General features: G+C 64.9%; 12 protein-coding genes and 3 pseudogenes. 7 read left to right on the top strand and 8 right to left on the bottom strand.

The annotated features are described in order from the left end of the window. Nucleotides 1-3,555: 3,555 nt before the first annotated feature. Nucleotides 3,556-3,642: pseudogene (locus AB4851_RS02500) on the bottom strand (hypothetical protein); the annotation flags it as partial. 46 nt (nucleotides 3,643-3,688) lie between these two features. On the opposite strand from AB4851_RS02500, the gene AB4851_RS02495 reads away from it, so the two are divergent. Continuing rightward, on the top strand, nucleotides 3,689-4,039 hold the full coding sequence (locus AB4851_RS02495; protein WP_414448294.1) for a hypothetical protein: 351 nt from the start codon (nucleotides 3,689-3,691) through the stop codon (nucleotides 4,037-4,039). Between the two features lie 335 nt (nucleotides 4,040-4,374). Here AB4851_RS02495 and AB4851_RS02490 read toward each other — a convergent pair. The 4 genes and pseudogenes from AB4851_RS02490 to AB4851_RS02475 all read right to left on the bottom strand — a co-directional run. Further along, nucleotides 4,375-4,455 (bottom strand): annotated as a pseudogene (locus tag AB4851_RS02490) (ESPR domain-containing protein); the annotation flags it as partial. 747 nt (nucleotides 4,456-5,202) lie between these two features. Next, the gene (locus AB4851_RS02485; RefSeq protein WP_414448293.1) at nucleotides 5,203-6,105 is read right to left on the bottom strand and encodes a ferritin-like domain-containing protein; all 903 of its coding nucleotides are present in this window, start codon (nucleotides 6,103-6,105) and stop codon (nucleotides 5,203-5,205) included. Between the two features lie 107 nt (nucleotides 6,106-6,212). Next, nucleotides 6,213-6,428, bottom strand: coding sequence for a transcriptional regulator (locus AB4851_RS02480; RefSeq protein ID WP_414449219.1), 216 nt, complete (start codon nucleotides 6,426-6,428; stop codon nucleotides 6,213-6,215). Between the two features lie 251 nt (nucleotides 6,429-6,679). After that, nucleotides 6,680-7,330: an NADPH-dependent FMN reductase gene (locus AB4851_RS02475; protein ID WP_414441117.1), complete on the bottom strand. Its 651-nt coding sequence runs from the start codon at nucleotides 7,328-7,330 to the stop codon at nucleotides 6,680-6,682. Between the two features lie 327 nt (nucleotides 7,331-7,657). Between AB4851_RS02475 and pcp the strand changes: the two genes are divergently transcribed. The 4 genes and pseudogenes from pcp to AB4851_RS02455 all read left to right on the top strand — a co-directional run bounded on the left by pcp (nucleotide 7,658) and on the right by AB4851_RS02455 (nucleotide 12,050). After that, nucleotides 7,658-8,311, top strand: a complete 654-nt coding sequence (pcp, locus tag AB4851_RS02470; RefSeq protein ID WP_414448292.1) for a pyroglutamyl-peptidase I — start codon at nucleotides 7,658-7,660, stop codon at nucleotides 8,309-8,311. 413 nt (nucleotides 8,312-8,724) lie between these two features. Continuing rightward, nucleotides 8,725-10,012 (top strand): annotated as a pseudogene (locus AB4851_RS02465) (quaternary amine ABC transporter ATP-binding protein); the annotation flags it as partial. Beyond that, entirely contained in the window at nucleotides 10,005-10,904 is a 900-nt protein-coding gene (gene choW / locus AB4851_RS02460; protein WP_414448291.1) for a choline ABC transporter permease subunit, read from the top strand. The pseudogene AB4851_RS02465 and the gene choW, both read left to right, overlap by 8 nt. Before the next feature lie 141 nt (nucleotides 10,905-11,045). After that, nucleotides 11,046-12,050 (top strand): GlxA family transcriptional regulator, encoded by a 1,005-nt coding sequence (locus tag AB4851_RS02455; RefSeq protein ID WP_414448290.1) that lies wholly within the window; start codon nucleotides 11,046-11,048, stop codon nucleotides 12,048-12,050. Between the two features lie 16 nt (nucleotides 12,051-12,066). Here the strand turns inward: AB4851_RS02455 and AB4851_RS02450 are convergent, their stop codons facing one another. The 3 genes from AB4851_RS02450 to AB4851_RS02440 form a co-directional block, all read right to left on the bottom strand. Further along, a complete protein-coding gene (locus AB4851_RS02450) occupies nucleotides 12,067-12,759 on the bottom strand; it encodes an aspartyl/asparaginyl beta-hydroxylase domain-containing protein (RefSeq protein ID WP_414448289.1) in 693 nt (230 codons plus the stop codon). Between the two features lie 230 nt (nucleotides 12,760-12,989). Beyond that, on the bottom strand, nucleotides 12,990-14,372 hold the full coding sequence (locus tag AB4851_RS02445) for a type II toxin-antitoxin system HipA family toxin (protein WP_414448288.1): 1,383 nt from the start codon (nucleotides 14,370-14,372) through the stop codon (nucleotides 12,990-12,992). Beyond that, nucleotides 14,372-14,980, bottom strand: a complete 609-nt coding sequence (locus AB4851_RS02440; RefSeq protein ID WP_414448287.1) for a helix-turn-helix domain-containing protein — start codon at nucleotides 14,978-14,980, stop codon at nucleotides 14,372-14,374. The genes AB4851_RS02445 and AB4851_RS02440 overlap by 1 nt, the downstream gene beginning before the upstream one ends. Before the next feature lie 194 nt (nucleotides 14,981-15,174). Between AB4851_RS02440 and AB4851_RS02435 the strand changes: the two genes are divergently transcribed. Together AB4851_RS02435 and AB4851_RS02430 are read left to right on the top strand one after the other, a co-directional pair. Further along, on the top strand, nucleotides 15,175-17,250 hold the full coding sequence (locus AB4851_RS02435) for an FUSC family protein (RefSeq protein WP_414448286.1): 2,076 nt from the start codon (nucleotides 15,175-15,177) through the stop codon (nucleotides 17,248-17,250). Further along, a complete protein-coding gene (locus AB4851_RS02430; RefSeq protein ID WP_414448285.1) occupies nucleotides 17,247-17,522 on the top strand; it encodes a DUF1656 domain-containing protein in 276 nt (91 codons plus the stop codon). Before AB4851_RS02435 ends, AB4851_RS02430 begins: the two co-directional genes overlap by 4 nt. The last annotated feature ends 2 nt before the right edge of the window (nucleotides 17,523-17,524 follow it).

Here is a 17,524-nt window from a genome sequence, read left to right as displayed (position 1 = left end):
CGACAGCGAAGCGACATTGCTGTTCGTGGTCGACAACCCACTGGAAATCGAAGTCACACCCGTCGACAACGACGAGACGTTGCTATTAGTCGTACTGAGTCCGCTGGACAGCGAAGTGACGTTGCTCGCCGTGGTGGAAAGTCCAGTAGACAACGACCCAACGCTGGTCGAGGTCGAGGACGACAGCGAAGCGACATTGCTGTTGGTGGTCGACAGCCCACTGGAGATCGAGGTCACACCCGTCGACAACGACGAGACATTGCTATTGGTCGTACTGAGTCCGCTGGACAACGAAGTGACGTTGCTGTTCGTCGAGCTCAGCCCTGACGAGAGCGAGGTGACGTTGCTCGTTGTGGTCGAAAGCCCGGTGGACAGCGATCCGACACTGGTCGAGGTCGAAGACGACAGCGAAGCGACATTGCTGTTGGTGGTCGACAACCCGCTGGAAATCGAGGTCACACCCGTCGACAACGACGAGACGTTGCTATTAGTCGTACTGAGTCCGCTGGACAGCGAGGTGACGTTGCTGTTCGTGGAACTCAGGCCCGACGAAAGGGACGTGACGTTGCTATTCGTGGAACTCAAGCCGGACGAGAGCGAGGTGACGTTGCTGTTCGTGGAACTCAAGCCGGACGAGAGCGAGGTGACGTTGCTCGCCGTGGTCGAAAGCCCAGTAGACAACGACCCGACGCTGGTCGAAGTCGAGGACGACAGCGAAGCGACATTGCTGTTCGTGGTCGACAAGCCGCTGGAAATCGACGTCACGCCGGTGGACAGCGACGAGACTGTGCTGTTCGTGGTGGACAGCCCGGTGGACAACGAACCCACACTGGTCGAAGTCGATGAGGACAGCGATGAAACCGTGCTGTTGGTCGTGCTCAATCCGGTCGACAGCGAACCCACGCCGGTGGAGAGCGATCCGATACCCGTCGAGGTCGATGTCGACAGAGAACTGACCGCGGTCGAGAGCGAGGTGATGCCCGTCGAAGTCGAGGTCGAAAGCGAGAGGACGTTGCTGTTGGTAGTCGACAGCCCACTGGAGATAGACGTCACGCCCGTCGACAGCGACGAGACATTACTGTTGGTGGTGCTGAGGCCGCTCGACAGCGAGGTGACATTGCTGTTGGTCGACGACAAACCGGTAGACAGCGAGCCGACGCTGGTTGAGGTCGACGAGGACAACGAAGCGACGTTGCTATTGGTGGTCGACAGCCCACTGGAAATCGAGGTCACACCTGTCGACAACGACGAGACACTACTGTTGGTAGTGCTCAGACCGCTCGACAGCGAGGTGACATTGCTGTTGGTCGACGACAAACCGGTAGACAGCGAGCCGACGCTGGTCGAGGTCGAAGACGACAGCGAAGCGACATTGCTATTGGTGGTCGACAGCCCACTGGAAATCGAGGTCACGCCCGTCGACAACGACGAGACATTACTGTTGGTGGTGCTCAGGCCGCTCGACAGCGAAGTGACATTGCTGTTGGTCGACGACAAACCGGTAGACAGCGAGCCGACGCTGGTCGAAGTCGACGAGGACAGCGAAGCGACGTTGCTGTTGGTGGTCGACAACCCGCTGGAAATCGAAGTCACGCCCGTCGACAGCGACGAGACATTGCTATTGGTCGTACTGAGTCCGCTGGACAACGAAGTGACGTTGCTCGTTGTTGTCGAAAGCCCGGTAGACAGCGAGCCGACGCTGGTCGAGGTCGAAGAGGACAGCGAAGCGACGTTGCTCGTTGTTGTCGAAAGCCCGGTAGACAGCGAGCCGACGCTGGTCGAGGTCGACGAGGACAACGAAGCGACGTTGCTATTGGTGGTCGACAGCCCGCTGGAAATCGAGGTCACGCCCGTCGACAACGACGAGACATTACTGTTGATGGTGCTGAGGCCGCTCGACAGCGAAGTGACATTGCTGTTGGTCGACGACAAACCGGTAGACAGCGAGCCGACACTGGTCGAGGTCGAAGACGACAGCGAAGCGACATTGCTGTTGGTGGTCGACAGTCCGCTGGAAATCGAAGTCACACCCGTCGACAGCGACGAGACATTGCTATTGGTCGTACTGAGTCCGCTGGACAACGAAGTGACGTTGCTGTTCGTCGAGCTCAGCCCTGACGAGAGCGAGGTGACGTTGCTCGTTGTGGTCGAAAGCCCGGTGGACAGCGATCCGACACTGGTCGAGGTCGAAGACGACAGCGAAGCGACATTGCTGTTGGTGGTCGACAGTCCACTGGAAATCGAAGTCACACCCGTCGACAGCGACGAGACATTGCTATTAGTCGTACTGAGCCCGCTGGACAGCGAAGTGACGTTGCTGTTCGTGGAACTCAAACCCGACGAAAGCGAAGCGACGTTGCTCGTTGTGGTCGAAAGCCCGGTAGACAGCGAGCCGACGCTGGTCGAGGTCGACGAGGACAACGAAGCGACGTTGCTATTGGTGGTCGACAACCCGCTGGAAATCGAGGTCACGCCGGTCGACAGCGAAGCGACGTTGCTGTTGGTCGTGCTCAGGCCGCTCGACAGCGAGGTGACGTTGCTATTGGTCGACGACAAACCGGTAGACAGCGAGCCGACGCTGGTCGAGGTCGACGAGGACAACGAAGCGACGTTGCTGTTGGTCGTCGACAACCCGCTGGAAATCGAGGTCACGCCCGTCGACAACGAAGCGACGTTGCTATTGGTGGTCGACAACCCGCTGGAAATCGAGGTCACGCCCGTCGACAGCGACGACACATTGCTGTTGGTGGTGCTCAGACCGCTCGACAACGAAGCAACATTGCTGTTGGTGGTCGACAACCCACTGGAAATCGACGTCACGCCCGTCGACAACGACGAGACCGTGCTGTTGGTCGTGCTCAGGCCGCTCGACAACGAAGTGACATTGCTGTTGGTAGACGACAAACCAGTCGACAGCGAGCTTTCGGCCGTGGATGACGCCGTCGACAACGACGTGACGCGGCTGTTGGTTGTGGAGAGTCCCGTGGACAACGAGCCGGCGCCCGTCGACAACGACGAGACATTGCTGTTGGTCGTGCTCAATCCGCTCGACAGCGAGGAAATCGAGCTGCTGGACGACGCGAGCCCCGAGGACAGTGACGAGACGTTGCTATTGGTGGTGCTCAATCCGCTCGACAGCGACGTGACATTGCTTGTCGTGGTCGAAAGCCCGGTGGACAACGATCCGACGCTGGTCGAGGCGGAGGACGACAGCGAAGCGACATTGCTGTTCGTCGTGGAAAGCCCGGTGGACAGCGACCCCACTCCCGTCGACAACGACGACACGTTGCTATTGGTCGCGCTCAACCCACTCGACAGCGAAGCGACATTGCTGTTCGTCGTGGAAAGCCCGGTGGACAGCGACCCCACCCCCGTCGACAACGACGACACATTGCTATTGGTCGCGCTCAAGCCACTCGACAGCGAAGTGACATTGCTGTTCGTCGTGGAAAGCCCACTCGACAGGGACGTCACACGGCTATTCGCCGTCGACAACCCGCTCGACGTCGACGTCGACAAGCTCGCGATCGAGCTGGTGGTCGTGCTGAGTCCGGTACTGAGCTGCGAGACAGTGACGGCGTCGGTCGCGGCCGAGCCGTCGGCCAGGTTGGTGATGCGGCGCAGCGTGGTGGCGTTGCCCACCGACACTTCGGCGGTCGGTGCGGCCTGGCCCGTCAGGTAGCCGGTGGTGGTGGGAGCAGCGGCGGCGGTTGCGCTGCCGTTGCCGATTGCGACGCTGCCCGCGTACGACGCGGTCGAATTCGGGCCGAGCGCCACGGCGTACTGGTCGGACGCGGACGCGCCGGCGCCGACGGCCAGCGCGCTGGTGGAGCTGGCCACCGAAAAACGCCCGACGGCAACCGCTGAGGCGCCGGAGGCGGTGGCGCCGCCGGTGCCGGAGCTGTCGCCGCCGCCGATCGCCACCGAGCTGCTCGCGGTCGCGCGCGTGTCGTTGCCGACCGCCGTCGAGCCCAAGCCGGTCGCGCCCGAGCCGGAACCCACGGCGATCGCGCTGGAGCCGGTGGCGAATGCGTTGTGACCGAAGGCGGTGGTGTAGATGCCGGTGGCGGTCGCGCCATTGCCAACCGCTATCGAGGTGGTGCCGGTCGCCGTGGAGCCGTAGCCGAGCGCCATCGAGGCGATGCCGGACGACGTGGAGTTCGACCCGATCGCGATCGCACCGGTGCCGGTGGCGGTGGTGTTGCTGGGCGTGTAGACGCCCAGCACCGCCGCATTGCCGCCGATCGCGATGGCCGACGTGCTGGTGGTGACGCCGCCGCCGGTCGCGTACTGCGCGTGCGCGACCTGATTGGTCGCGCCGGCAACCAGCACGGCCGTGGTGACCGCTTTTGCAACTGCCGATTTATTGGGTTTACCCCGAGCCGAATCGTTTTCCGATGCAGCCACCCAAGCCCCGAGAGATTCGTTCCAGATCGAACGGTAATTGCGATTCATACTGCTTGTCTCCACGGAGCCGTGCGTTGCACCAGGCAAAATCAAGTGTGATTGCCGGCATGCACGGAAAAGCGATCAATTGCGCGGATTCTATGAGAACTCGCTAATTTCAAATGAAAACAACTGCAAACTCGCAGGTATCAACTGTAAAACAGTGTTCGACGATTCTGTTTTATAGGCTTGTTAAGTTTTATGAAGAATCAGTAAGTCGAATGGTGTAAGTGCATTGTATCGGTCAAAAGTCCCTGGTCATCTGCGGGAAATCCATGATGAATAAGGAGCTATGGAAATTTTTCGGCGTATTCAAAGGTAACTCTGTATTAAAAAATGCTGCAATGCGTAAAAATTTCGCAGGGCTGGGTTGCTCCGAATTTGTAAAAATGAAAACGGAAAATTTATCAATTCAACATTTATGTAGGCTTGTAAAAACGATTAACTAAACTGTTTCATACCGAGAGAAGTGTGGCGAAAATGACGTAAACCGGGTGCGATCCGTAAATGATCTGGTGCATTGGCACCAGGCAAAGTGGGGCAAATTGCACCGGTTACGCGCTTCCTGTCGATGCGGCGAGCGCTTTCAAAACGAGGGATTTTCGGTTGCCGCAGCCTTTCCGGCCGGTTTCGGTTTTCTTCGATCCGAATGGTCGCGGGATGGCCGGACGTGACGGCACAACGAGTGGCGAGGCGGGGAGACGGTACGACGGAGGGCAGGGAACGGGCGGCCGTGCGGCCACCCGGTGGTTTGAATTACGCCCGGATGAATTTAAGTGCGAGGCGTGCCAGCCGCGGTACGAACTTCGGGCGCAGCAGGCGCGGGTCGTAGCCGGCCATGCGCCGATCGTTCTCGGCCAGGCACAGCTCGATCAGGGCGCGCGGCTTCAGCGCGTCGGTGCCCACGGTGGCAGCGGCGTTGGCGGGGAAGTTGGCGTCGTGGGCCACGCCGTCGGCGTCGATGCCGCGCGCAATGCCGATACGATCGCGGATCAGCGTCGCCCAGATCGCGGCCACGCGCAGGAAGAACCACGGCCGCTTCCACCACGGCAGGTTGCGCCAGTACCATGCGTACCAGTTCGCGAAGAACAGGATATGGCGGCCTTCCTCCTGGATCACCGGTTCGAAGGTTTCCACGAGCGCCTCGGGGAAGAAGCCCGATTGCTGCGCGGAACGGAACAGCCCGAACGCGAAGAAGCTGTCGATGCACTCGCTGAAGCCGGTCAGCACCCAGGCCCATTCCGGGTCGGTGGGTGCCGGGTAGGGCGGCTCGGGCGCGAGGTGGATGCCGTAGGCTTCGACGAGCCTGGACAGCACGACCTTGTGGCGCGCTTCCTCCTCGCCGTCCATCTGCAGCGCCGAGCGCAGCAGCGGGTCCGTCACGGTGGCGGCGAAGGTGGCCACGCGGATCGAGGCACGGCCTTCGGTCTGCACGGCGATGTCCCAGATCGGCAGCGCCGTGAGCCGTTTCAGTTCGTCGGGGGCAAGCGGCGGCCAGTCGATGATGGCCGGTTTGTAGGGGTTATGGGTATCGAGCAGCATGCGGCAGAACATCTGGCGGTGCGCGTCGGAGCCGATGCGCACGGGGCCGGTATCGTCGTGCGCCCAGTTGCGCATGGCGTGGTCGGCCGCTTGCTCCTGTTGTAGCGTGTCGGACATAAGCGTGGGTAGGACGTTGGCAAGAAAACGAGGTGGATTATTTTTCCATAGGCCACCGTTTTCTGTTTTTCGTGCCAGGTCGGAATCCGCGTCCGGCTTGCCTTGCGTCAACTATGGGCGTCGATCCAGATGCGCCCCCAGCGGGACGCGTAGGCGAGGGCGAGCGACTCGTCGAAGAAGAAGTCGATGGCGTCGAACGAATAGGCGCGCGGCGGTCCGGCCGTGGTCCGCTCGATCGTGAGGTTCGCGGCGAACAGCCCATTGGGCTGCTGCGCGGCGGCGGGCGCCATTTCGTAGCCTTTGTAGCGGATCGGACGATTCATTGCAGGGGAGAGCGTGAAGTGCAGGAGGTTCCAGCGTAAGCGCCCCGGTGCCGCGTCGGAACCAATCTTTCCGGCGAAGCATATGCCCGCGAATGGGCGAATCCTTAGCATCGCGGCCGCGGTGAACGGCGCCATCGGGCCCGGCGCGCGGCATGCCGGCCACGCACGCAAAAAAGCCGGTCGGTGACCGGCTGTCGGGGTGCGTCCCAGCCGCGCGGGGCGCGGCGGCGGGCGATGCGTGGGGTGTCGCGTTACTTCGAAGCGAGCTTCAGCACCGGCGCGAAACCGCCGTCGGTGGCCACGCGCGTCGCGGCCCGGTGCGAGGCGAAGGCGAGCGCGAACTCGGCGGCTTGCGCACCGACCGTTTCGAGCTGGCCGGCCACCTTGGCGTCGGTGCAGGTGTCGGCGGATTCGAAGCGCGTTTCGAGCGTGTTGACGGCGGCGCCGAACGGCGTCGGCCAGCCGCGCAGCGCATGGACGATCGAGCGCAGCGAACTCAGCACGGTGCCGGCGGCTTGCCAGCCGTAGGCGGTGACGATACAGCCCACGGCGCGGCCGTCGAGGTAGGGGCGCTCGTCGGCGCGCAGCTCTTCCAGCGTATCGAGCGCGTTCTTGACGAGGCCGGACACGCCGCCGTGGTAGCCGGGCGTCGCGATGATCACGGCGTCGGCATCGCGCACGGCTTCGATCAGCTCGATCTGGGCGGCGCTGAGGCTTTTCTGCTCCGGGGCGTAGTGCGGCAGCGAATGCAGGAACGGGCCGTCGAACAGCCGCGTGCGGGCGCCGGCCGCTTGCGCGCCGCGCAGGGCGAAGCCCAGTGCGCGCTCGGTGGACGAGGCGGCGCGGGTGGTGCCGCCGATGCCGACGATGAAGGGTCGGCGGTGTTGGTCGAATGCAGTCAAAATGCGCTCCCGGAATGCGGTGCCTGATCGGGCAGGCCTGAACCGCCATGGTAGCGAGCCGCGCGCGCCGCGCGAAACGACTTTTCGTTCTATCGATATGCGCTGGAGCATGGCAAGCGGCCCGGCGGGCCGGTCGATTGGATAGCACGATTGTCTGGTTGGACGCGGCCGGAGGCGTCACTAAGATCGATCGGGACGCGTTGAATTCAGGCGTTGTCTCTGACATGGGTTGGCCCCGCCGGCGGAAACGCCGCCGGGGCATTTTTTCTGGCGCGCGCGGTTCCGGGCCTAAGATGGGCGCTTGCGCCATCCTTCCGGGCCGTTTGCATGAGCACGAGCACGATTCTTGTCACCGGCTTCGCGCCGTTCGGCGGTGACGCCCACAATCCGTCGTGGGACGCGGCCCGCCGCGTCGATGGCGAAACGCTCGACGGCGCGCGCGTGGTGGCGCGCTGCCTGCCCTGCGTGTTCGACGAGGCCGGGCCGGCGCTGCTGGCTGCGATCGAGCACACCGCGCCCGCGCTCGTGCTGTGCCTCGGGCTGGCGGCCGGGCGCGCCGACGTGTCCGTCGAGCGGGTGGCGATCAACGTGATCGACGCGCGCATCCCCGATACCGCCGGCCGGCAGCCGATCGACGTGCCGGTGGTGGCGGGCGGCCCGGTCGGCTATTTCTCGACGTTGCCGATCAAGGCGCTGGTGCGCGACCTGCGCGCGGCCGGCATCCCGGCCTCGGTCTCGCAGACGGCCGGCACCTATGCCTGCAACGCGGTGTTCTACACGCTGCTGCATCACCTCGCAATGCAGCGCACGGCCACGCGCGGCGGCTTCGTGCATCTGCCGTGCGACCCGGCGCTGGCGGCGCGGCATCCGGGCATGCCGAGCCTGTCGGTGGAACTGCAGGCGCAGGCGATTCGCGTGATGGCGGCCACCGCGCTCGCCGTCGAGCACGACGTGCGCGTGGGCGAGGGCGCGGTGCAGTAGCGGGTGTGCGACGTTGTCTATCGTCCGGATTCCTGATCAACCAGGTGGCGTCACGGTGCCGAATCGGATGCGTGCGCAACTATCCTGACAGCGTGAAAGGAACCGGAAAGCAAGGCCTTCCGGCGCTGCGAACGAGGTGCGACCGGGTTGCACCTTTGGCGCGTCCGGCGCATCGAACGCCCGCGCGCCGAGGCCCCTTGCGGGCCTGTCGGTGATCGGACACGATCTTGTCGATTTACGACTTTCCGGCTTGTGTTTTTCCGCCGCGCGGGTGGCTCCGAACGGGGTGTGACGCGTTGCACGATGCTGTCTCACATTGCACGCCCGGCGCGGCTTTTCACGTGATGCAACGCCGCAGGCGGAGGGCCGTGGGCCGCCGCGCCGCGCCAGGCTTGGCGTCGCATGACAAATGCAGGTGTCGTATTTGCGCAAGCGACTGTCGGAATTCGTCGGCTGCCTGTACTTTTTTCTAGCAACCATTGAGGCACGCTCTGTTGGTGCGAGCCCCCGCTACACGAGGAGAAGGTTTCAATGGATGCCCCCAAGGTCGTGGTCGAAGGTCTGTGCAAGGTTTTTGGTAATAACCCTAAGCAGGCGCTCGACATGCTCGCAGCCGGGTCGACGAAGGACGATATCTTCAAGCAGACCGGCCAGGTGGTCGGTGTGCACGACGTGTCGTTCGACGTTCAGGAAGGCGAGATTTTCGTGCTGATGGGCTTGTCCGGTTCGGGCAAGTCCACGCTGATCCGCCTCGTCAACCGCCTTGTCGAGCCGACGGCCGGCAAGGTGCTGATCGATGGCCGCGATGTCGCGGCCGTGCGCCGCTCGGAGCTGACCGCGCTGCGCCGGACCGACATGAGCATGGTGTTCCAGTCGTTCGCGCTGATGCCGCAACGCACCGTGCTGTCGAATGCCGCGTTCGGCCTGGAAGTGGCCGGCGTGAGCCGCAAGGATCGCGAACGCCGCGCGATGGACGTGCTGGAGCAGGTCGGCCTGGCGGCATTCTCGAAGAAGCTGCCGTCCGAGCTGTCGGGCGGGATGCAGCAGCGCGTCGGCCTGGCCCGCGCGCTGGCCGTGAACCCGTCGCTGATGATCATGGACGAGGCGTTCTCGGCGCTCGATCCGCTCAAGCGCAAGGAAATGCAGAACGTGCTGCTGCAACTGCAGAAGGAGCAGCGCCGCACGATCATGTTCGTGTCCCACGATCTGGAGGAAGCGCTGCGGATCGGCACGCGGATCGCGATCATGGAAGGCGGCCGTCTCGTGCAGGTGGGCACGCCGCAGGACATCATCGCGAACCCGGCGGACGAATACGTGCGCGCGTTCTTCGACGGCATCGACACCAGCCGCTACCTGACGGCCGGCGACCTGATGCAGACCGGCGCGGTGCCGGTGGTTTCGAAGTTCGACGCGGCCAACGTGGCCGCCACGCTGAACGGCAGCGCCGACTACGCGTTCGTGCTGGACGAGGCGCGCAAGATCCGCGGCTTCGTCACGCGCGAGGCGATCGGCACCAGCGCGCCGAACCTGCGCCAGATCGAATGCATCCGGCACGACGCCACGCTAGATCACGTGGTCGAACGCGTGGTGGCCAGCCCGAATGCCCTGCCCGTCGTCGATGCCGACGGCTGTTACTGCGGTTCCGTGGATCGGGCCGTGCTCCTGAAAGCCATTACCCGCTCGCGAGGCTCCCATGTCTGAAATGATTCCGCTCGGCACTTGGGTCGACCAGGGCGTCCGTTACCTGCTCGACCATGATGCGAAGACGTTCGATGCGATCGGACGCGTGATCGAAAGCCTGGCCGCTGCCGTCGAACACGGCCTGCAGGCGATTCCGATGTGGCTGATGATGGCGATCTTCATCGGCGTCGGGCTGTGGCGGGTGGGCTGGCGCTTCGCGATCTTCACCACGGCGGCGATGCTGCTGATCTTCGCGACCGGCTTCTGGGATCAGACGGTGATCACGCTCGGCCTGACGCTGTCGTCCACCATCATCAGCCTCGTGCTGGGCATTCCGCTCGGCATCTGGGCGGCCAAGAGCAAGGTGGTGGCGACCATCGTGCGTCCGATCCTGGACCTGATGCAGACCATGCCGGCGTTCGTCTACCTGATTCCGGCCGCGATGCTGTTCGGCCTGGGCCGCGTGCCGGGGATTCTGTCCACGGTGATCTTCGCGATGCCGCCGGCCGTGCGCCTGACGAGCCTCGGCATCCGCCACGTGAACCGCGAGATCGTGGAAGCGGGGCAGGCGTTCGGCTGCACGCCGTGGCAACTGCTGTACAAGGTGCAGATCCCGAACGCGCTGCCGTCGATCATGCAGGGCGTGAACCAGACCATCATGATGGCGCTGTCGATGGTGATCATCGCGTCGATGGTGGGCGCGGGCGGCCTCGGCAACGACGTGCTGGCCAGCATTCAGCGTCTGGACATCGGCCTGGGCTTCGAAAGCGGCCTGTCGGTGGTGCTGCTCGCGATCGTGCTGGACCGCATCACCGAAAGCTTCGGCCGTGCGCCCGGCGCGGCACGCGCACCGCTGTTCTCGGGGTTCCGCCAGTTGTTCGGCACGAAGTCGTCGGCCGCCCAGCGGGCCTGAGCGTCGCCCGGAGCCGGCTTGCCTGCCGGCTCCGGGGTTTCCTGTTGCATCGTTCCAAGCGTTTCGTTCCTGTTGCCTGCCCGGGCTGCGCCGTGCCGCCCGGGCAGGCTTCGTGCAACCTGCTCAGGCCGGAGACCGATCGTGAGCCTTGCAGTCGAGACCGTTCCCGTCGCCCGTGCGACGTCCCCCCAGGCGCTTGCGCATTTCGGTTTTCTCACGCTGCCCGACTTCTCGATGATCGCGTTCACGAGCGCGGTCGAAGTGCTTCGGATGGCGAACTACGTGGGCCGCGCCGAGCATTACCGATGGTCGATCTATTCGCTCGACGGCGGCCCGGTGCAGGCCAGCAACGGCATCGCCGTGCGCCCGACGCTGCCGCTCGATCTCGACGGCCCGCTGCCCGACGTGCTGATCGTATGCGGCGGGGTGCGCATCCGCGAGGTGGTGGACGCGCGCACGCGCGAGGCGCTGGGCGCGCTGGCCGAACGCGGGCTGCCGCTCGGCGGCATCTGCACCGGCGCGTACGCACTGATCTCGGCCGGCGTGCTCGACGGCTATCGCTGCACCGTGCACTGGGAGAACCTCTCGGCGCTGCACCGCGAATTCCCGCGCGTGCATTTCGCCGACGAGCTGTTCGTGGTCGATCGTGACCGGCTGACCTGCACCGGCGGCACCGCGCCGCTCGACCTGATGCTGAACCTGGTGGGCGCGCGGCTCGGCCAGCCGCTGGCCGCTCAGGTATCCGAACAATTCATCGTGGAGCGGATTCGCGGCGCGGGCGATCCGCAGCCGATTCCGGTCGATGCGCGCGTGGGTTTCTCGCGTGCCGAGCTGGTGGAGGTGGTGCGGCTCATGGAAGCCAATATCGAGGAGCCGCTGTCGCTCGACGAGCTGGCCCGCCTCGTGCGCCTGTCGCAGCGCCATCTGCAGCGCATGTTCAAGGTCTATCTGAACGTGTCGCCCACGCACTACTACCTGACGCTGCGCCTGAAGCGCGCGCGGGACCTGCTGCGCAGCACCGACGCGTCGATCTCACGCGTGACCAGCGTGTGCGGCTTTCATTCGCCCTGCCATTTCAGCAAGGCCTATCGCGCGCAGTTCGGCCACGCGCCGAGCTACGAGCGCCGCACGCCGACCCGCCAGTAACGCCGGCCACCACCGCTCAAACCGGAATCGACCCGCCGCGCAGCCGGATGCCGACCTGGATCAGTCGCACGATCGCGGCCGACAGCAGGCGCAGGCCCGGCGGCAGGTCGCGGCGGCGGATGTCGAGCAGCAGCACGATGCGCACGCTGTCGCTGTCGTTCCAGACTTCGTGCTCGAACGTGTCGTCCCACAGCAGAAATTGGCCGTCGTCGAGGCGATGGTCGCGGCCGTCGATCTTCAGCACGGCGGCCGGGCTGCCGTCGTCGCGCTTCGGCATCGACAGCACCAGATAGCCGCGCAGCACGCCGCGGAACGGCCCGCGATGCGGCGGAATGTGCTTGCCCGGCGCGAGGAACGACAGCGAGGCCGACAGCACGTCGGGCGTGGCGTCCACGATCGCGGCAAGCGCCGGGCAACGCACGCGGTTCTTCTCGAAGCCCACGCCGTAGGCCTGCAGGATGAACATGCGCCAGTCGCGCGCGTCGTTCGCCGAGATGTCGGCCTGCTCGCGCATGATCTCGTGGAAGCGCGGAATGCGCGGCAGGTCGCGCGCGACGTCGAGCGCCTCGTCGCGCAGCGTGCGCCAGGCAGCCGTGAAACGCCGCGCGTCCGGGAACAGCGCGGCGGTGTCGAGCACCGCCGCGCTGCGGATCTTGCGATCGTAAAGGTGGCGCAAGGTACGCGCGCCGAGATCGTAAAAAGCAGCCATGTGGATCGCCGAGTGGCCCGCGGGGCGCCGTTCGCTACGAGTGACGAACGGTTCCAGTCCCGAACCGGGCATGTGAGGGCGATCATCCCAGATGGGGCTTACGGTTCCATATCGCCGCTGCAACAATGTATGACCAGCGCGCTGCTGGTAATGAAGCGTGATGATGACAGGAAGAAATCGGGCGTGTCGGAGCCGGTTCGCGCCAGTGGGATTGCGATGACGCGTTGCCGCTACGATGCTGTCTTGCGTATTTCAGCTTCGAGCTCTGGAGAAGCGATGTCACCGATGTCGCGAAAGGCACGTGACAGTTGGTCCAGGAGCGTTCCGTCGGCTCCGTGTTGTTCGAAGCACGTCTTCCACTGGCGTACCTCGCTCCAGACCCGGCGCATGATGCCGACCGCTGTCGGTCGTGCAGACACGAACGCAGCGTAGTGACTGAGTGCGTTGTCCAGGGTGGCGAGCCTGCCTTGTTTCCCTACGCCCAGATGCAGGCTTCGCTCACTGGCCAGGACGGGGCGGGGAACGACATCGTACAGGGGGCTGAGCACCCACCCACCACATCGCGGGTCTCGCACGAAGCCATGGTTGCGAAGATGATCGTCGTCGTTGGTCACGAAAATGTTGAGCACCATGCGCGCAAACATCTCCTCGCCATTGGCTCTGACGCAGCTTGGGTGGACGTATTTGTGAATGGCGCGGCCCAAGTCGGCATAGGCCATGTCGGGTGACTCCAGTTCGCTGCAGGCCACGAGCGTGAGGCCGCTGACGAACGGAAGCCGGCCTTCGATGCAGTCCTCGCCCGGACGGGTGTCGTGCAGCGCACCCACGGGCGGATTCTGATCAGAGTGGCCCCAGTAGCGGTCAAAGCGACGAATGAGCATGACCGGGCGGCCGCCGATATCCAGATAGCGTACTTCGGGCACCGTCAGGCCACAGCGGCGGGCAAGTTCCAGCGTGCATGTCTCTGCTCGGGCAACATTGAATGTGTCGCCCTTTGCAGGAAACTTGGCGAGCCACAGCGCCCCTTCGTCGTCGCGGACCGAAGCCTTGGGCCGAGCGCCGCCGGCGGATGGGCCGGCATCCAGGAAGTGCTCGAGGTTTGCCGGTACCGAGGCTCCGTTTTCAACGGCCTCCGCCGCCTGCAGGACGTAGTGCAGCGAATGCAAGTCGCTCGCGGATACCGAATCGGGGCTCGTTCTCTGTTCCCGCACGTCCAGGGCGCCGACGCGGTCCCCGCCGGCGTGCAGCAGGTACTGCGCTTCATGCAAACCATTGGCCGGTGCCTTCAGGCGCGCTTCGATCACTCTGCGTCCCCAGGCGTCGGGCGCAGCATCGCGAATCCCGCCGAACTCGCCAAGCCCGTTCACCGGGAACAGCACTTTGCCCATGATGGTCTGACGGTCGCCAAGAGCAAGGCTCACAGGGTCCAGTTCAAAGGACGCTTTGCGCTGGAGATATCCCATGCCGTAGGCGAACTCGCTGGCAAGCTCGCGGTTCCGGACATTCGCGCCGTCTGTTTCGGTCAGGCCAAGGATGCCCGCCGGGACGAATCGATTGCCATCGGGTTGCGCGACGTGGCTGAAAACAAAGACTTCCGCTTTCTTGCGCGCCATCAGAAGTCCAGCCGTTGCAGTTCAGCCTTGCTGGGTTCGCGCACGCGCCGTGTCGTCTCACGTGCCGCCAACGCCTGAAGCGAAGGATCGTCTTCCTTCAGAAGTGAAAGCAGGCTGACACCGGGCGCTATCGCTTCCAGGTAACGCAGTATCTGAGCCTGTGTGCGGCCGAGGTCGCCCTTCTCCAGCAGAACCGCTGTCGAGCGGGAAATCCCGGCGCGAGTCGCCGCATCCGCTTGTCGAATGCGGCGGGCAATGCGCAAGCGAGCCAGCTTTTCCCCGAGTTGTCGAGCTTCTTGTAGACGCTCCGGGCTCATCAGCGGGTGTTCATCGCGTTTCATGTTTGTAATCCCAGTCCAAAAGATCATAAAGACTATCTTTGCGGACATATTAGCTCTCGACCCAGTCATGTCAAGTATGTAATCGCAATCATAATGTTTATAGTGACTGTAATTGCAGACATTTCTGATGGGAGAGGTCGCCAGGATGGCGGTTGAGGTATGACCTTGCCGCCCCCCTTTTCCAGCAAGCCTCGACAGACTTATCGTCGTGAGATAGTGGCTGCGGAGTTCGGCCAGGGTGTCCCGACCGACTTGATTGTTGGACATCAATGACTCGGCCCCGGTGCGGGGCGGGACAGGCGGGCTGCCTGCGACCCTGCCGCCGGCAAGAAAAAAGGGCGACATGCTATGCTCGGCGCGTCTTGCCCGTTCGACCGCCATCCGCCACCGGCCCACAGCCGTTCCCGCTGGCCGATGGTTCGTGTCCGGCGGGTGCCACATCCCGTTTTCCGAGCGCATCGATGCCACTGATTCGACCTGGTCGCATCCTCCTCTCGCTGAAACTCTACCTCGCCGCGATGCTCGCGCTGAGCATCGCATTCGTGCGCGGCTTCGACTATCCGTACTGGGCGATGATGGTGGTCTACATCCTCGCCCTCGATTCCACCGCCGCGATGCGCCAGAAATGGCTCTACATGCTGGCCGGTACACTGGCCGGCGCGGGCGTCGGCCTGCTCGCGTCGATTGTGTTCTCGCTGTCCCAGATGGTGATCGTCGGCGCGATGATGGCGCTGATCAGCGTGACCACGTTCTTCGCGGTGGGCGACCGCCTGCCGAGGTTCTACGGGTTCCTGATGGCCGGCACCACCTGCCTGCTGGTGGCGATGCCCGGCATCACCACGCCCGACATGGTCTGGCTGCGCGTGGTGGATCGCGTGCAGGACGTGTTGGTAGGCGCGTTCATCCTGTTCCTCGTCGATACGCTGTTGCTGGTGCATACCTCGCGCGACGAGCTGGGCGCGGTGGTGGACGGTTGGCTGGCGCACCTGCGCAGCCTGTGCGTGGCCGCGCTGCGCGGCGAGGCGTGGGAGCACGGGCCGCCGGGGCGCGAGCAGCCGGCCGAACGCCGCGAGGATCACGAGGCCAAGCTCGTCAAATCGGTCGGGTTGATCGACGTGCTGTCGTCCTATTTGCCGTTCGATCGGCTGAGTCGGGGCGGACGCCGCCGCGAGGCTGCCGAGGCGATCCGGCTGCGCGGGCTGCGGCTGTTGCCGCACCTGTATCGCATGAGCGACATCGACGCGCACCGCGAGATGCACGGCCTGCCACGCGCCGACGTGGCGCTGCGCGAATCGCTGGCCGGCTGGATCGAGGCCGGCCACCCCGACGACGCGCGCGCGGCGCTGCATGCACGGTTGCGCCGCCGCGTCGAGGTGGCCCCTGACGACTGGGATGCGCTGCTGGTGCGCATGCAGCGCCGCTGCCTGCGCGGCATTTTCGCGATCTGGTGCCTGATCGGCGCGGCGCGCGCCAATCTGTCGGCGCGCCATCCGTCGCGCTCGCGGCTGCCGCGTCGGCACAATGCCACGCCGCTGGTGCTGCCGCATGTCGATCTCGGCTACCGGCTGCGCATCGTGCTCGGCACGGTGCTGCACATGGCCACGTTCGCGGTGTTCTGGAACCTGTTCGACTGGGTGTCCGCCTTCGCGGCGCTCGGCATGTTGCTGAGTACGACGTTCTTCGTGGTCAGCGCGCGCTCGCCCGCGCCGGTGACCACGCTGCTGGGCATCGCGCGCGTGGTGGCGATCGCGCTGGGCATCGTGTTCGTGTACGTGACGGCGATCCTGCCGCACACCAGCTCGATGGTGACGGTGGCGCTGGTGCTGTTCCCGGCGCTGTTCGTGCTTGGCCTGGTGGTGCCCGACCCGGGCAAGGTGCTGTTCGCGGTGCTGCCGATGGCGCTGCTGCGGCTCGGCAACAACGGCCCGTCGGTGGATCTGGCGCAGTTGCTGAACAGCGTGCTGGGGCTCGCGATCGGGCTGTGCTCGGCGCTGTTGTGGTTGGTGCTGCTGGTGCGCCTGCCGGCCGGCGGCCCGGTCGGGCGCGTGCAGCGCGAATCGCGGGCCGACCTGCGCGACGTCGTGCGGGGCCGCGAAGACGATGCACAGGCCTACGAGCAGCGTGCGCTCGACCGTTTCATCCTGCTGTCGCAATGGGCGCCGGCCGCCACCGGCAAGCCGGCCGGCGCGGCCGTGATCGACGATTCGCCGCCGGCCCGTGCGATGCGCGAGATGCGCATCGGCAGCGAGCTGATCCGCGTGCAGCGCCGCCTGCCGGACAGCGCGTGGCTGATCACGGCGGTCGGGCGTTTGCTGTCGGCGGCGGATGCACGGGGCAAGCACGATGGCAACGACGCGCCGCCAACTTCGCCCGTCGCGCTCGATACCTTCCTGCACGCGGCGGCCGGCCTGCCGGTGTTCGCGCAGGCGCTGCTGGCCGACGTGCGGCTCGCGCTTTATCCGCATGCCGCCCCGCCCGTGCCGCCGCGCACCGACGCGGGCGGCAACGGCAACCCCGCCCCCGGAGCCGCGTCATGATGTCGCCCGAAGTCGATCTGCTGGGCATTTTCGTGCCGATGCCGGCCGTGGCGATCGCGGTGGTGTTCGTGCTGCTGTTCGTGCTGCGTCGCGTGCTCGACCGCTTCCTGCATATCTGGCCGCTCGGCGGCCGGGTCTGGCACGTCGGCCTGATCCAGGTGTGCCTGTTCGTGATCCTGCTGGCCGTGGTGCTGCGGATCTTCGGCGGGCCGAGCGCGCTGCCGTTGTCGTCGGCGCTCGACGACTGGCTGCATCGGCTGTTCCGGCCCTGATG

Source organism: Burkholderia sp. 22PA0099 (assembly GCF_047497165.1).
Classification (GTDB): domain Bacteria; phylum Pseudomonadota; class Gammaproteobacteria; order Burkholderiales; family Burkholderiaceae; genus Burkholderia.
Note: the sequence above shows the minus strand (reverse complement) of the source record. Positions and strands in the feature narration are given on the sequence as shown.

Bases quoted from the DNA above. Each gene is read 5' to 3' on its own strand.
- AB4851_RS02485 (WP_414448293.1), bottom strand. From the start codon at position 6,105: ATGTCCGACACGCTACAACAGGAGCAAGCGGCCGACCACGCCATGCGC.
- AB4851_RS02480 (WP_414449219.1), bottom strand. From the start codon at position 6,428: ATGAATCGTCCGATCCGCTACAAAGGCTACGAAATGGCGCCCGCCGCC.
- pcp (WP_414448292.1), top strand. From the start codon at position 7,658: ATGAGCACGAGCACGATTCTTGTCACCGGCTTCGCGCCGTTCGGCGGT.
- choW (WP_414448291.1), top strand. From the start codon at position 10,005: ATGTCTGAAATGATTCCGCTCGGCACTTGGGTCGACCAGGGCGTCCGT.
- AB4851_RS02450 (WP_414448289.1), bottom strand. From the start codon at position 12,759: ATGGCTGCTTTTTACGATCTCGGCGCGCGTACCTTGCGCCACCTTTAC.
- AB4851_RS02445 (WP_414448288.1), bottom strand. From the start codon at position 14,372: ATGGCGCGCAAGAAAGCGGAAGTCTTTGTTTTCAGCCACGTCGCGCAA.
- AB4851_RS02440 (WP_414448287.1), bottom strand. From the start codon at position 14,980: ATGTCCAACAATCAAGTCGGTCGGGACACCCTGGCCGAACTCCGCAGC.
- AB4851_RS02435 (WP_414448286.1), top strand. From the start codon at position 15,175: ATGCCACTGATTCGACCTGGTCGCATCCTCCTCTCGCTGAAACTCTAC.
- AB4851_RS02430 (WP_414448285.1), top strand. From the start codon at position 17,247: ATGATGTCGCCCGAAGTCGATCTGCTGGGCATTTTCGTGCCGATGCCG.